Source organism: Streptosporangium fragile (assembly GCF_039534445.1).
Lineage (GTDB): Bacteria > Actinomycetota > Actinomycetes > Streptosporangiales > Streptosporangiaceae > Streptosporangium > Streptosporangium fragile.
The window spans coordinates 67,536-82,163 of record NZ_BAAAVI010000020.1; the positions used below are offsets into that span (position 1 = coordinate 67,536).

General features: G+C 70.9%; 11 protein-coding genes. 2 read left to right on the forward strand and 9 right to left on the reverse strand.

From position 1 onward, the window contains the following. Positions 1-82 precede the first annotated feature (82 nt). The 6 genes from ABD841_RS15710 to ABD841_RS15735 form a co-directional block, all read right to left on the reverse strand. The gene (locus ABD841_RS15710; RefSeq protein ID WP_344972009.1) at positions 83-1,291 is read right to left on the reverse strand and encodes an ROK family transcriptional regulator; all 1,209 of its coding nucleotides are present in this window, start codon (positions 1,289-1,291) and stop codon (positions 83-85) included. Between the two features lie 35 nt (positions 1,292-1,326). Continuing rightward, positions 1,327-2,574, reverse strand: a complete 1,248-nt coding sequence (locus tag ABD841_RS15715; RefSeq protein WP_344972011.1) for a sugar ABC transporter permease — start codon at positions 2,572-2,574, stop codon at positions 1,327-1,329. Continuing rightward, positions 2,571-3,335, reverse strand: coding sequence for an ATP-binding cassette domain-containing protein (locus ABD841_RS15720; RefSeq protein WP_344972013.1), 765 nt, complete (start codon positions 3,333-3,335; stop codon positions 2,571-2,573). The genes ABD841_RS15715 and ABD841_RS15720 overlap by 4 nt, the downstream gene beginning before the upstream one ends. Before the next feature lie 232 nt (positions 3,336-3,567). Then, a complete protein-coding gene (locus ABD841_RS15725) occupies positions 3,568-4,680 on the reverse strand; it encodes a sugar ABC transporter substrate-binding protein (protein ID WP_344972015.1) in 1,113 nt (370 codons plus the stop codon). A 417-nt stretch (positions 4,681-5,097) separates the two neighbouring features. Beyond that, positions 5,098-7,869: an aconitate hydratase AcnA gene (gene acnA / locus ABD841_RS15730; RefSeq protein ID WP_344972017.1), complete on the reverse strand. Its 2,772-nt coding sequence runs from the start codon at positions 7,867-7,869 to the stop codon at positions 5,098-5,100. A 181-nt stretch (positions 7,870-8,050) separates the two neighbouring features. Beyond that, positions 8,051-8,788 carry a metal-dependent hydrolase gene (locus tag ABD841_RS15735; RefSeq protein ID WP_344972019.1) on the reverse strand — a complete coding sequence of 246 codons (738 nt, stop codon included), beginning with the start codon at positions 8,786-8,788 and terminating at the stop codon, positions 8,051-8,053. Between the two features lie 1,007 nt (positions 8,789-9,795). Between ABD841_RS15735 and ABD841_RS15740 the strand changes: the two genes are divergently transcribed. Continuing rightward, entirely contained in the window at positions 9,796-10,557 is a 762-nt protein-coding gene (locus ABD841_RS15740) for a PadR family transcriptional regulator (protein ID WP_344972021.1), read from the forward strand. 7 nt (positions 10,558-10,564) lie between these two features. Further along, positions 10,565-11,158 (forward strand): DUF1707 SHOCT-like domain-containing protein, encoded by a 594-nt coding sequence (locus ABD841_RS15745; RefSeq protein ID WP_344972023.1) that lies wholly within the window; start codon positions 10,565-10,567, stop codon positions 11,156-11,158. A 51-nt stretch (positions 11,159-11,209) separates the two neighbouring features. Here ABD841_RS15745 and mug read toward each other — a convergent pair whose 3' ends face one another. From mug to ABD841_RS15760, 3 genes are all read right to left on the reverse strand, one after another. Continuing rightward, the gene (gene mug / locus ABD841_RS15750) at positions 11,210-11,773 is read right to left on the reverse strand and encodes a G/U mismatch-specific DNA glycosylase (RefSeq protein WP_344972025.1); all 564 of its coding nucleotides are present in this window, start codon (positions 11,771-11,773) and stop codon (positions 11,210-11,212) included. 9 nt (positions 11,774-11,782) lie between these two features. Continuing rightward, positions 11,783-13,192, reverse strand: coding sequence for a sugar porter family MFS transporter (locus ABD841_RS15755; protein WP_344972027.1), 1,410 nt, complete (start codon positions 13,190-13,192; stop codon positions 11,783-11,785). Positions 13,193-13,388: 196 nt separating this feature from the next. After that, positions 13,389-14,552, reverse strand: a complete 1,164-nt coding sequence (locus tag ABD841_RS15760) for a VLRF1 family aeRF1-type release factor (RefSeq protein ID WP_344972029.1) — start codon at positions 14,550-14,552, stop codon at positions 13,389-13,391. Positions 14,553-14,628 lie beyond the last annotated feature (76 nt).

A 14,628-nucleotide genomic window follows, 5' to 3' on the forward strand; every position in this document is an offset into this window, starting at 1 on the left:
TCCCCGGCGCCCCCGCGGCCGGGCGCGAGCCGCGCGCTCACCGTCCCGGACCGCGTGTCCGGCCGCAGGCGGGCGAGAGAGGTCAGGAGCCCGCGCGGGCGAGGACCTCCAGGGGATCGGCGAGGACCTGGGAGAAGGCCAGCTCGGCGGCGCCGACGAGGGTGGCGTCGTCGCCGAGGGCGGAGGTGCGCAGGCGCAGGTGCTCGCGGCAGGGAGGCAGGGCGTCGACGGCGAGGCGGCTGCGGACCTGGGCCGCGGAGCCGAGGTAGATCTCGCGGAGCATGCCCCCGAAGACGACCATCTCGGGGTTGAAGAGGTTGACGAGATTGGCGACGCCCAGGCCGAGCCAGTCGCCGACACGGTTGAGGGCGGCCTGGGCGACGATGTCGCCGCGGTCGGCGGCGTCGACCACGGCGCGCACGGCGTCCCTGCCGATCTGGGAGCCGAAGCGGCCCGCGGCCTCCAGCAGGGCCCGCTCCCCCACCTCCGCCTCCAGGCAGCCGGACGAGCCGCACCCGCAGGGGCGGCCCTTGTCGGGATTGACGATCATGTGCCCGACCTCACCGCCGAAGCCCAGGTGGCCGCCGAGCAACTGCCCGTTGACGATCACACCGCCGCCCACGCCGACGTCCCCGTGCAGGTAGACGAGATCACGGCAGCCGACGCCGACGCCGCGGGTCTGCTCGGCGAGGGCGGCGAGGTTGGCGTCGTTGCCGACCACCACCCGCAGGCCGAGCCCCAGCCGCCGGGTCATCTCCTCGGCGAACGGCACGTCCCCCGCCGTGCCCATGTTGGGCCCGAACCTGACGACGCCGCCGCTGCGGTCGACTCCCCCGGAGAAGGCCGCCGCCACCCCGACGCACACCGTGTCGGAGCGGGTCTTGCGGCGCATCTGCCGGGCGAAGGAGGCGAGCTGGCCGACCACCTCCTCCAGGGAGAAGGAGTCGCGCCGCCGTACCGTCTCGCGCCGGTCCAGGATCGTGCCGCCCAGGCCGACCCGGGCGGCGACCAGGCGGTCGACGCCCACGTCGAAGGCGAACACGTAGACCCGCGCGGACTCGGGCCGGACCACGAGGGACGGGCGTCCGGCCCGGCCGGTCTCCCTGGGGAGTTCCTCCCTGACCAGGCCGGCGGCGGTCAGGTCGGCGGTGAGGGCCATGATGGTGCTGCGGTTGAGCCCCATCCGGCTGGTGAGCTCCGCGCGTGAGATGGGCCCGCCGAGATGGACGTGGCGGAGCAGGGCGCCGAGGTTGTGGCGCCTGATCTCCTCTTGGGAGGGGCCTGCCCGCATCGCGTGAGTGTCCTTCGGTGGATCGGAGTCGCAGATCACCTTAGACCAGTGGCGGCCGCCCGCTTGCGCGACAGGGCGTCGACCATGGCGGCCAGCAGCAGAACCGATCCGGTGACCATGAACTTCACCCCGGAGCTGTATCCCATCAGGCCCATGCCGTTCTCGATGACCGCGACCACGGCGCCGCCCAGAATGGCGTCCAGCACCCGCCCCTTGCCGCCGAACAGGCTCGTGCCGCCGATGACGGCCGCGCCGACCGCGTAGAGCAGCACGTTGCTGCCGCCGGTGTTGGGGTCGACGGAGCTGGCCCGGGATGCGGCGATGATGCCACCGAGCGCGGCCATGGACGAGCAGATCACGAAAGCGCTGATCTTCATCAGGTCGACGTTGATGCCCGCCCGCCGCGCGGCCTCGGCGTTGCCGCCGACGGCGTAGAGGTGGCGGCCGAACGCCGTGCGGCGCAGGACGAACGTCAGGACCAGGAGGAGCACCACGATGATCGGGACCACGATCGGAACGCCCGCCAGCGAGACGACCGCCGCGTTGCGGCTGCGCTCCAGGTTGAGGAAGTAGACCGCGAGCCCGCTCAGCAGCGCGAGGGAGCCCACCCGGAGCGCGATCAGCGAGAGCGGGTCGGCGCTCAGGCCGCGGGCGGCGCGTTTGCGGGCGCGCAGCAGCTGGAGCGCGGCGTAGCCGGCGACCCCGGCGACCAGCAGGATCCAGCCCAGCACCGGCGGGAGGTTCTTGTTGGCGATCGCGAGGATCGTCTCGTCGCGGACGGCGATGATGGTGCCGCCCTTGACCAGCAGGAGGACCAGTCCCTGGAAGGCCAGGAAGGCGGCGAGCGTCACCACGAAGGACGGGACGCCGAGCTTGGCGACGATGGTGCCGATCACGGTGCCGATCACCACGCCGGTGAGGACGGCCGCGCCCACCGCCACGTACCAGGGCAGGCCCTCGCCGGTGAGCAGGATCGCGAGCACCGCGGCGCAGACGCCGCTGGCGAAGCCCGCCGACAGGTCGATCTCGCCGAGGAGGAGCACGAAGACGAGCCCCATGGCGATCACGGTGACCGCGGCGCCCTGGGTGAGGAGGTTGGCGAAGTTCCCCGCGGTCAGGAAGGGGGGCCGCAGGACGGCGAAGATCGTGCAGAGCACGACGAGGCCGAACACCGCGGGCAGCGCGCCCATGTCGCCGCCGCGGACCCGCTCGGCGTAGCCGCGGACGTTGCCCCTGATCGAGGGTGTCTCGTGCTTGATCTTCGGGGAAATCGTGACGGTCATGCCGTGGCTCCGTTGGTGAGGCCGAGGTCCCCGCTGCGGCCGGAGGTGATCAGTTCGACGACCTGTGCGTGGGTGACGTCCGCGGTCTTGACCTGGGCCGCCATCCGGCCGAGGTAGAGGGTGGCGATGCTGTCGGACACGGCGAACACGTCGTTCATGTTGTGCGAGATCAGCACGACCGCCAGTCCCTGGTCGGCGAGGCGGCGGACGAGCTCCAGCACCTGCGCGGTCTGGGCGACGCCGAGCGCCGCGGTCGGCTCGTCGAGGATGACGACCTTGCTGTTCCACAGCACGGCCTTGGCGATGGCCACGGTCTGCCGCTGGCCGCCGGAGAGGCTGGCGACGAGCTGGCGGATGGACTTGACGGTCCTGACCGACAGGCTCTCCAGGGTCTTGGCCGCCATCTCCTCCATGGTGTCCTCGTCGAGGACGATGCCGCGCCTGTGTTCACGGCCGAGGAACATGTTCTGGACGATGTCGAGGTTGTCGCAGAGCGCGAGGTCCTGGTAGACGATCTCGATGCCCAGCTCGGCCGCGTGGCGGGGGCTGCCGATGTGGACGGGCCTGCCCTCGAAGAAATAGGCGCCGGAGTCGATCGGGTGGATGCCGCCGACGCACTTGACGAGGGTGGACTTGCCCGCGCCGTTGTCGCCGACCAGCGCGGTCACCTCTCCGGCGTAGGCGAAGAAGTCGACGTCGTGCAGGACCTGTACGGGTCCGAAACTCTTGTCGATCCCGCGGAGTTCCAGTACGGGGGTCATGGGGTGTGCTCCCTGTGTTCGTGTCGCGCGGTGAGGGTCGCGCGGGTCGGGCGCCTGCAGGCGGTGCCCTGCCTCGTCACCGGGACGGCCGGGGGACGTCGGCCGGTTGTGCCGGTCCTGCGCCGCTCACCGGGGTTACGCCGGCCCTTCCGGGGGGCCGGGGCGGGGCGCCGCCGTGATCGGGCGGGAGGGCACGGCCGGCCCGGGGCGGGGCGGCCGTGCCCGCCGCGCGTCACTGGATGCCGGCCTCGGTGCACTTGGCGGCGAACTCACCGGTGCACAGCTCGTCCTTGGTCACGTAGCCGTCGGCGACGACGTCCTTGACGTTGTCGAAGAAGATGGCCTGCGGCTCCAGCAGGACCGCGGGCACGTCGGCGCCACTCTCGGAGTCCTTGACCGTCCCGGTCGCCGCGGGCTTCTCGCCCTTGGCCAGCCCGATGGCGAGCTTGGCCGCCGCGTCGGCCTCCTTCTTGATCGCCTTGTAGACCGTCATGCACTGGTCGCCGGCGAGGATGTTCTGCAGGCCCTGCACGGTGGCGTCCTGGCCGGTGACCGGGACCTTGCCGTTGAGGTTGTTCTTCTTCAGCACCGTGATGGCGGCGTTGCCCAGACCGTCGTTGGCGGCCAGCACACCCGCGATCTTCGGCTGCTCGGTGAGCATCTGCTCGAAGATCGTGCCCGCCTGGGCGTTGTCCCAGTCCGGCACCGACTGGTCCGGGCCCTTGACGTACTCGCCGGAGTCGTACTTGGGCTTGAGCACGCCGTCGTAGCCGTTCTTGAACAGCGTGGCGTTGTTGTCGGTCGGCGAGCCGTTGAGCTCGGCGACGATGGGCTTCTCGGCCTTCTTGTCGGTCAGGCACTTGACCAGGCCCTCACCCTGCAGGGTGCCGACCTTGGTGTTGTCGAAGCTGACGTAGTAGGAGGCGCCGCCGTTGAGGGTGAGGCGGTCGTAGTCGATGGTGGCCACGCCCTGGGCCTTGGCCTTGTCGAGCACGGCCTTGCCGGTGCCGCTGTCGAGGTTGACGATCATCAGGACCGTGGCGCCGCTGGTGATCATCTGGTCGGCGATGGTCTGGAACTGGGTCTTGTCACCCTGGGCGTTCTGGATGTCGTAGGCGATGCCCGCGGCCTTGAACGCCTCCTCCAGATACTTGCGGTCCGCGGTCTCCCAGCGGGCGGAGGACTTGCTGTCGGGGAGGATGACGCCGATCTTGCCGGCCGCCTTGTTCTCGGCGGGGGCCGCGCTGCTCTGAGCGGAGGAGTCGCCGCTCTCGCCCCCGCAGGCGGTGAGACCGAGGGTCATCGCCGCGGCGGCGGCGGTCAGGCTGAGGATCCCCTTGCGCATGTGCACGGGTCCTTTCTTCGAAAAGGTGGGGGGTCGGGATGTGCGGCATGCCGAACTCACCGTCACGGGTCTGCCGGATCTCGGCTCACCGCTTCGGTGAATGTTGTTTGCGGCAACGTATTCCGCCGCGGCCAGGAGCGCCAGCCCCTACAGAGGGAAAGTTTGTTGTGGCCGGTAACAATCCAGAAACGCGGCCTTAACTCCTGGTCCGCCGGGCGGTCACACGCGCGGCCGATCCCCGGCCGGCGCCGGGGGTCACGGCACCGGCACCGCCGGGCCTCCCGGCGCCTTCGCATACCCCGTACGGGCGCGGAAAACACGAAACCGCCCGGCGGGTCTGGTGGCCCGCCGGGCGGTCGCGTTCTGGGGTGTGTCCCCCGATGCGGGTGGGGCTTGCGTGCGGCCCCACCCCCCTGCTCAGCTCTTGGCGAGCAGGGAGCGCAGGACGTACTGCATGATGCCCCCGTGGCGGTAGTAGTCCGCCTCACCGGGGGTGTCGATGCGCACGACGGCCTGGAATTCCTTGTCGTCCGCCCTGACCGTCACGGTCTGCGGGATGCCGCCCTCGTTGAGGCCCTCGACGCCGACGATGTCGAAGGTCTCCTCACCCGTCAGGCCCAGCGAGCCGGCCGTCTCCCCCTCGGGGAACTGCAGCGGCAGCACGCCCATGCCGATCAGGTTGGAGCGGTGGATGCGCTCGTACGACTCGGCGATGACGGCGCGGACGCCGAGCAGCGCGGTGCCCTTGGCCGCCCAGTCGCGCGAGGAGCCGGAACCGTACTCCTTGCCCGCCAGGACGACGAGCGGGATGCCCGCGGCCTGGTAGTTGATGGAGGCGTCGTAGATGAAGCTCTGCGGGCCGCCGTCGAGGGTGAAGTCGCGGGTGTAGCCGCCCTCCACGCCGTCGAGCAGCAGGTTCTTCAGCCGGATGTTGGCGAAGGTCCCGCGGATCATCACCTCGTGGTTGCCGCGGCGCGAGCCGTAGGAGTTGAAGTCCTTGACCTCGACGCCGTTCTCCCGCAGGTACTCGGCGGCCGGGGTGCCGACCTTGATGGCACCCGCCGGGGAGATGTGGTCGGTGGTGACCGAGTCGCCCAGCTTGGCGAGCACGCGGGCTCCGGAGATGTCGGTGACCGGCTGCGGGTCGCGCGGCATGCCGTCGAAGTAGGGGGCCTTGCGCACGTAGGTCGAGGCCGGGTCCCACTCGAAGGTGTCGCCGGTCGGGATCGGCAGCGACTGCCAGGTCTCGTCGCCCTTGAAGACGTCGGCGTAGTCGCGCAGGAACATCTCCTGGTCGATGGAGGACGCGACCACCTCGGCGACGTCCTCCGGCGAGGGCCAGATGTCGGCGAGGAAGACCGGCTTGCCGTCCGCGCCGGTACCCAGCGGCTCGGTGCCCAGGTCGATGTCCATGGTGCCCGCGAGGGCGTAGGCGACGACCAGCGGCGGCGAGGCCAGGTAGTTCATCTTGACGTCGGGGTTGATCCGGCCCTCGAAGTTACGGTTGCCGGACAGCACCGCGGTCACGGCCAGGTCGTTCTCCTGGATGGCGGCGGAGATCTCCTCCGGCAGCGGGCCGGAGTTGCCGATGCAGGTGGTGCAGCCGTAGCCGACCAGGTTGAAGCCGATCTTGTCGAGGTACGGCTGCAGGCCGGAGCGCTCGAAGTACCCGGTGACGACCTGAGAGCCGGGGGCCAGGGAGGTCTTGACCCACGGCTTGCGGGTCAGGCCCTTCTCCACCGCGTTCTTGGCCAGCAGCGCCGCGCCCAGCATGACGTACGGGTTGGAGGTGTTGGTGCAGCTGGTGATCGCGGCGATGGTCACCACGCCGTGGTCGATCTCGAAGCTCGTCCCGTCGGTCAGGGTCACCTGGACCGGCTTGCGGGGACGCTCGCCGTCGAGGCCGGCCGGGTGCGGCTTGTCGCCGTTGCCGCCGTGGGAGATCGCCGGCGAGTCGGAGGCCGGGAACGACTCGTCGGACGCCTCGTCGGTCGGGCCCTGGATGCTCGGCGCGTAGTCCTTGACGGCCGCGCGCCAGGCCTGCTTGGCGTCGGACAGCGCGATGCGGTCCTGCGGGCGCTTGGGACCGGCGATGGACGGCACGACCGTGGCGAGGTCCAGCTCGATGTACTCGGAGAAGACCGGCTCCTCCGCCGACGGGTCCAGCCACAGGCCCTGGGCCTTGGCGTACGCCTCGACGAGCTCCACCTGCTCCGCGGAGCGGCCGGTCAGCCTCAGGTAGTCGATCGTCTGGCCGTCGATCGGGAAGATCGCACAGGTGGAACCGAACTCGGGGCTCATGTTGCCGATCGTGGCGCGGTTGGCCAGGGGCACGCTGGACACGCCCTCGCCGTAGAACTCCACGAACTTGCCGACGACGCCGTGCTTGCGCAGCATCTCGGTGATGGTGAGCACCAGGTCCGTGGCGGTGGCCCCCGCGGGGAGCTTGCCGGTCAGCTTGAAGCCCACCACGCGCGGGATCAGCATGGAGATCGGCTGGCCGAGCATCGCGGCCTCGGCCTCGATGCCGCCCACGCCCCAGCCGAGGACGCCGATGCCGTTCTCCATGGTGGTGTGGGAGTCGGTGCCGACGCAGGTGTCGGGGTACGCCTTCCCGTCGCGCGTCATCACGACCCGGGCCAGGTGCTCGATGTTGACCTGGTGCACGATGCCGGTGCCCGGCGGGACGACCTTGAACTCGTCGAAGGCGGTCTGGCCCCAGCGCAGGAACTGGTAACGCTCGCGGTTGCGCTCGTACTCGCGGTCGACGTTGCGCTGGAAGGAGTCGGGACCGCCGAAGAAGTCGACGATGACCGAGTGGTCGATGACCATCTCGGCCGGGGCCAGCGGGTTGATCCTGGCCGGGTCGCCGCCGAGGTCGCGGACGGCCTCGCGCATGGTGGCCAGGTCCACCACGCAGGGGACGCCGGTGAAGTCCTGCATGATCACGCGGGCCGGCGTGAACTGGATCTCCACGCTGGGCGCGGCGCTCGGGTCCCATTGACCGAGCGCGCGGATGTGGTCGGCGGTGATGTTCGCGCCGTCCTCCGTGCGGAGCAGGTTCTCCAGCAGGATTTTCAGGCTGTACGGGAGACGTCCCGACCCTTCGACGGCGTCCAGCCGGTAGATCTCGTATGCCGCGTCGCCGACGCGGAGCGTGTCACGGCTGCCGAAGCTGTTCGCGGACACGGTTCGCCTCCCTCATCACCCTGATGTCTGGCGCGCCGGTACAGAAGGCGCAACTGAATCCTGCCGCACCGCCGAAGTGCCCATGTCTGTTAGGTATGCCTAACTCGCCCGTCACCCACGGTTGCAGCGGATGTCTCGACATCAAGATATCGTTACGGATATCTCGACATCAAGTTACTCATCAGTATGACCCCAGTGGAGCGAGGCGGAAGTACAGCAGGCCGATGACGACGACCGAGAGCACCGGGGCGAGGAACTTCTGCTCGAAGGCGCGGCCCGTCTTGATCCCGATCTTCCAGGGCAGCAGCCATTTCTGCTTCATCGGCCACAGCACCGGGCAGCCCTTCTCCGTGCAGCAGTCGCCGACGACGTGGGTCAGGCAGCCGATCGCGACCGCCAGCCCCAACCAGGCGTAGCCCACGTGGTCGCTGCGGAAGACCGCGAACAACCCGACCGTCATCCCGATGTTGACCATCGCCGAGGCGAACTTCTTGCCCGGGATGCCGATCCCGATCGCCCGCAGGGCCAGGCCGATCAGCAGCACGACCAGGATGTCGCGGCCGATCGGGTAGGTGTTGGCCAGGTAGTGGGCGCCGAACCCCGCGGCCACGGCGAACAACAGCGAATGGGTGGCGTTGCGGTGGCCGCCGCTGAGCCAGGAGACGGCCTTGCTCAACGCCCACGTGACCGGCCCGAACGTCTGCGCGATCGTCGCGCTCGGATGGTCGAGGTCGGGCAGCATCGCGGCGCCGGCGCAGATGAGCGCCCCCGCGACGAACTCGGCGGGGCTGAGCGCGTTGATCATGACACCGGTCTCTACGAATCGGGACGACTCGGTGAGCAGCGGCAGCGCGGCCAGGGTCGGCGCCACCCCCAACCAGGCGATCGCGCCGGTCAGCGCGTGCGTGTGGCCCATCATCGCTCGAACACCACCATCAAGATCACACCGGGTGACTGTACGACAAAACACCCTCCAGGCGGAGGACCGTGCCATTTTGCGCCATCGGCGTGTCGTACGGGCCTGGCGGCCACGCCACATGGGCGTGGACCGCCTTTTCCCGATCTCGGGATCGCCGGAGAACGAGAGGTGTCCGCGTCGATCCCTCCACTCCCCGACCGATCGCTCCGTCCACGCGGGCGGCGCCGTTCACCGAGGAGAACGGACAGGGAACGCGATCAGTGCCGCGAGCCGGCCCTCACATGGAGGAGGCGGTCCCGGAAGGCGAGCCGGCCCTCACATGGAGGAGGCGGTCCCGGAAGGCGGGGCGGGCGTCGCGCGGGAACAGCGGGCCCGGAAGGCGGGGCGGGCGGGCTCCGGGGATGACAACCGGGCCCGGAAATGACAGACGGGACCGCTCCGCACCGAAAGCACCCCCCAGCCCTTCCGGCACGGAACGAATCCCGTCTATGTCCTTTGTAACGCCCAGGTCTCAGTCCTTGTTCCGAAATCCGCCAAGAATTAGGTGATCTGCCTCACTTCGGCGCTGTGCAGCGACAGTCTCACCATGGGTGACCATCTCCGGGAACGGGGCGAACGGCAGCGCGGCGGCCCCGGTGAAGCCGGGAAAACCCAGGTCAGACCGGTTGTCCCGGTCGGCGGCCCGGCGAGCCCGGTGTCGGGCGGGGGCATCCCGGCCCGGGATGCGGCTCGCGGCGCCGCCGGGCGAGCCGCACCCCGGTGAACCGGCCGGGCCGACCGTGAGGAGAAAGAAGGGGACCTTGATCGCGCCGCCGGCGCAGTCGCCCGTCGCCACGGAGACCACAAGCACGGCCCCATCCCACCATTTATCTACATTTGCCGGTTACATCACCTCATCCGGGGATCCACCCCACAAGCCCGGAGTGGGGGTTGCCGCGAGAATGTTCTCGATATATCTTTGAGACATCTAGAGCGGTCTAAGACCATCGAAAATGGGGGGAGACGACATGACATCGGCAGAGGCGATGTCCGGTCCCTGGGCGGGGTTTCTCCCGCACGCGGTCCGGCACGAGATGAAGCGCGCGGCGCGCGAGGCCTGGCGGCACATGGCCGCCACGTGGCACGAGGGCGGCCCGCACCCGGGGCCGCGGGGGCACCACGGGGGCGGCCCGCACGAGCACCGGCACCGCGGCCACCGCGGGCCCTTCCCCGGCGGCGCCTTCCCGTGGGACTTCGGCCGCCCCGGCCGCGGCCACCGGGGCCCGTTCGGCGGGGGACCGTTCGGCGGGCCCCCGTTCGGGCGGGGACGCAAGGCCAAGCGAGGTGACGTCCGCGCGGCGATCCTGGCGCTGCTCACCGAGGCCCCGCGCAACGGCTACCAGATCATCCAGGAGATCGAACGGCGCAGCGAGGGCGGGTGGAAGCCCAGCCCGGGAGCGGTCTACCCGGCGCTCCAGCAGCTCACCGACGAGGGCCTGGTCCTGTCGGAGGAGAACGAGGGACGCAAGACCTTCAGCCTCACCGAGGCGGGCCGGGCCTACGTGGCCGACCACCCCGACGAGGTGCGCACCCCGTGGGAGGAGATGACGCCCGACGTCGACGAGAGCACGTGGGAACTGGCGGACATCGCCCGCCAGGCGGCGTTCGCCATGGCCCAGATCCTGCAGACCGGCAGCGACGCGCAGATCCGGCAGGCCAGGAAGACCCTGGTCGAGACACGCCGCAAGCTCTACCAGATCCTGGCCGACGGCGAACCCGGCGAGGAGTGAGCCGGCCATGACGTCGAGAGACGATCTGCGCGTCGGAGACGCCGAGCGCGAGGTGGCGATGGCGGCCCTGCGCGAGCACTACGCACAGGGCCGCCTGACCCGCGAGGAGCTCGACGAGCGCCTCGGCCTGGCCCTGTCCGCGCGGACGGGCCGCGACCTGGCCAGGGTCGGCGCCGACCTGCCGGACCCGTACGACGACCGCGACGGCGATCCCGGGACCGGCTGGGAGCCCGGGGACCGCGGTCCCCGGGCTCCCGGCGGCGACCGACACGGCACGGGCGTGTGGGGCCCGGGCCGCGGGCGCCGCCCGCACCATCATCTCTGGGGCGAGCACGGCCACTTCTGGGGCGAGCACGGCCCCGGAGCCCGGCACCGGCACCACGCCGCCCGGCACCGCCACCACCTGGCGCGCCGCGGCGGGCCGCCCTTCGCGCCCGTGCTGGTCCTGCTGCTGGTGGCCGGGGTGGCGACCGCCGGGTTCGGGGTGCTGAAGTTCCTCCTGCTGGCCTGGCTGGCGGTGGCCGTGGCGGGCCTGTTCCACCACCGGCGGTGGCACGCCCGCGGTCACGGCCGGCGGATCAGCCCTCCCGGCGCTTTCTGAGCGCCCGCCCGCCGGCGGAGGGCCGCGCCCGGCTGTCCGGGCGGTGCCGGGTCACGACAGCGACTCTCTGAGCCGCCGCATCTCCGCCGCGATCCGGTCGAGCGTCCAGTGGGCGTTCAGGCCGCTGGGGTTGGGGAGCACCCACACGGCCGTCTCCCCCACCCGTGACTCCTGCGGCCCGATCACCGCCTTCGGCGCGCCGAACGCGTGCCGGTAGGCGGTCACCCCGGCCACCGCCAGCACCTGTGGGCGGATCTCGGCGACCAGCCTCACCAGCCGCTCCCCGCCCGCCCGCAGCTCCTCGGCGGACAGCTCGGCGGCCTGCGCGGTGGCCCGCGGCACCACGTTGGTGATGCCCAGCCCGTACGAGGGCAGCAGCCCCTGCTCGGCCGGGGTCAGCAGCCGGGGCGTGAAGCCGGAACGGTGCAGCGCGGGCCAGAAGCGGTTGCCCGGCCGGGCGAAGTGGTGACCGGTGGCCGCGGAGTACAGGCCCGGGTTGATACCGCAGAACAGCACCCGCAGCGACGGCCCGAGCACGTCGCCGACCACGCGGCTCCTGGCCGCCTCCAGTTCGGTCCTGCTCGGCGCCGCGGGCGTCCGGTCTCGCGATGGCACGGGGCGAACCTAACCCATCTCCTCAAGCTTGCGTCCCTTGGTCTCCGGCACCTTGGACACCACGAAGACGAAGGAGAGCGCCGCGAAGAAGGCGTAGCCGACGTAGGCGCCGGCCAGGCTCCACTCGGCCAGGGACGGGAACGAGACCGTGATCAGCCAGTTGGCCACCCACTGGGCGGCGGCGGCCACCGACAGGGCGGCGGCCCTGATCCGGTTGGGGAACATCTCACCCAGCAGCACCCAGACGACCACACCCCAGGACAGCGCGAAGAACAGCACGAAGACGTGGGCGGCGACCAGGGCGACCGTGGCCTGGGTCTCCGGCAGCCTGACGGTCTCCCCGCTCGGCACTCCCGCGCTGAACGCCCAGGCGGCCACGGCGAGCGCGACCGTCATGCCCGCCGAGCCGATCAGCAGCAGCGGCCTGCGGCCGATCCTGTCGACGAGCGCGATGGCGACGAACGTGCCGACGATGTTGATGATCGAGGTGGAGAAGCTGATCAGCAGCGAGTCGGACTGGTTGATGCCGACCGACTGCCACAGCGACGCCGAGTAGTAGAAGATGACGTTGATGCCGACGAACTGCTGGAAGACCGAGAGCAGGATGCCGACCCAGACGATCGGCAGCAGCCCGAGCCGGTGACCGCGCAGGTCGCGCAGGCGGGGGCGGCGCTCGCTGCGCAGTGAGTCCTCGATCTCCGCGATCCGCTCGTCCAGGCTCGCGTGCTCGCCCTCGACCTCGGCGAGCACCTTGCGCGCCGCGGCCGACTTCCCGACCGCCACGAGGAAGCGTGGCGACTCGGGGATGACGGTCGCGAACAGCAGGTAGAGCAGGGCGGGCACCAGGCAGGCGCCCAGCATCCACTGCCACGCCTCCAGACCGAGCAGTTCGTTGTTGACGTCGCCCCCGGCCGTCTGCGCGATCGCGTAGTTGACCAGCTGCGAGACCGCGATGCCCAGGACGATCGCGAGCTGCTGGAAGGAGCCCAGGCGTCCCCGGTAGGCGGGCGGCGCGACCTCCGCGATGTAGGCGGGACCGATCACCGAGGCCATGCCGATCCCCACGCCGGCGAGTACCCGCCAGAAGGCGAGGTCCCAGACCGCGAACGGCAGGGCCTGCCCGACGGAGCTGACCGCGAACAGGACCGCGGCCACCTGCATCGTCCTGGTACGCCCCCAGCGGTCGGCCAGCCCTCCGGCGATCCAGGCGCCGGCCGCCGAGCCCAGCAGCGCGATCGCCACCACGACGCCGATCTCCACCGGGCCGACGCCGAAGTGTTCCTGGATGCCGGTGACGGCCCCGTTGATGACCGCGCTGTCGTAGCCGAAGAGGAACCCGCCGATCGCCGCGGCGGCGGTGATGAAGACGACGTGCCCGATGTGCTCGCTGGTGGTCCCCGGAGGGGTGGTACTGGCCATGCCGGTCCTTTCCCGGGAAAACGCAGTTGAGACGTCGGCCCCGGAGAACCGTGCGGCGGGCCGGCCGCCCGGCGACCGCTTCACCTGCGCGGAAGCGCGGCGACCCCACCGAACCTTTTACCGGCCCCGCTCGACTCTTTACCGGCCCCGCCGAACTCCTCACCTGCGCGGAAGCGCGGCGACCCCGCCGAACTCCTCACCAACGCAGGAGCGCGGCGACCCCGCCGAACTCGGCCAGCCCCTCCGAGGCCCTGCCGTCCAGCACGGTGACCTCGGCGTCGATGTCCAGGGTCCGTTCGATCATCCGCTCCGCCATCGCCGGCTCCCGGACGAGTTCCTGCTCCGGGACGCCCGGCGGGACCTGGCCGTCGGCGTACAGCAGGCCGTCGGCGCCCCTGCGGCCGCTCCAGTCGCACGACTCGGCCAGCAGCAGGTTGGCCACCCGGCTCTCGTTGAGCGCGGCGAGCGTGTCGGCCAGGCCGAGCGCGCCGCGCCCGCCGGACAGGGCGAAGTCCCTGGCCCGGTTGGCCAGCTCGGTGCCGCGCCGGGTCCTGGCCGCCGTGAGCTGCGGCTCCACGTACTCGACGATCTTCGCCGGGATCTGCGAGTCGACCACCGCGTCGACCTGGATGACGTCGCCGCCCAGCTCCCCCGCCAGGATCTCCGTCAGCTGGACGTCCCCGGCGAGCACGAGCGCGGTCCAGCCGCGGCTCGTGGCGTGCTCGGCGACGCGCGGGGCCTCCGCGCGCACCAGGCGGGCGAGGTTGTCCTCGACCCGGTGGGCGAACCTGTCGCGGCGCGACGTGCCCTGCTGGGAGGAGTCGATGGGCGTGGGGCTGCGCGCCTGCCGCCAGTCGTCGGCGTCGACCTCGAAGCGCGTGCTGTCGACTTCCCTGGCCATGCCGTAGCGGTAGTCGACGACGCGCAGCCCGTCCCGGGAGACGGCCACGACCCCGGCGGGCGGGGCGGCCTCGACCGCGTTGACCAGCGGGCGCACGCAGGCCGCGCGGTCCAGTGTGACGTGGTCGGGGATCGGGAGCTGGAAGGCGAAGGTCCACACCTCGTCGCTGCCGACCGGCGCGAACATCACCCGTCCGGGGCCGGACTCCGAGGGGTTGAGCAGCTGCAGAAAGTACGGTTCGAGCGCTTCGAGCCGCTTGAGGACCGCCATCCGCCGCACCCGGTCGGGGTCGGCCACGACCCGGTCCCGCAGGGCGGTCACCTCGTTGCGGAAGCGGATCCGCCACGCGGGACGGGTCGAGGCGTCCTCACGCGGATTGGCCATCAGGTAGAACGACAGGACTCCCAGCTCGTCGCTGATGGAGACGACGTCACGCAGCGCAGCACGATCGAATTCCATCGTTCCTCCCCGGACCGTCAGGTCTTCAAAGCCTAAGGAAAACGACGGACGCGGCCATCGGCACAATCCGGAAAAT

Bases quoted from the DNA above. Each gene is read 5' to 3' on its own strand.
- ABD841_RS15755 (WP_344972027.1), bottom strand. From the start codon at position 13,192: ATGGCCAGTACCACCCCTCCGGGGACCACCAGCGAGCACATCGGGCAC.
- ABD841_RS15740 (WP_344972021.1), top strand. From the start codon at position 9,796: ATGACATCGGCAGAGGCGATGTCCGGTCCCTGGGCGGGGTTTCTCCCG.
- ABD841_RS15735 (WP_344972019.1), bottom strand. From the start codon at position 8,788: ATGATGGGCCACACGCACGCGCTGACCGGCGCGATCGCCTGGTTGGGG.
- ABD841_RS15710 (WP_344972009.1), bottom strand. From the start codon at position 1,291: ATGCGGGCAGGCCCCTCCCAAGAGGAGATCAGGCGCCACAACCTCGGC.
- ABD841_RS15725 (WP_344972015.1), bottom strand. From the start codon at position 4,680: ATGCGCAAGGGGATCCTCAGCCTGACCGCCGCCGCCGCGGCGATGACC.
- ABD841_RS15760 (WP_344972029.1), bottom strand. From the start codon at position 14,552: ATGGAATTCGATCGTGCTGCGCTGCGTGACGTCGTCTCCATCAGCGAC.
- ABD841_RS15745 (WP_344972023.1), top strand. From the start codon at position 10,565: ATGACGTCGAGAGACGATCTGCGCGTCGGAGACGCCGAGCGCGAGGTG.
- ABD841_RS15715 (WP_344972011.1), bottom strand. From the start codon at position 2,574: ATGACCGTCACGATTTCCCCGAAGATCAAGCACGAGACACCCTCGATC.
- ABD841_RS15720 (WP_344972013.1), bottom strand. From the start codon at position 3,335: ATGACCCCCGTACTGGAACTCCGCGGGATCGACAAGAGTTTCGGACCC.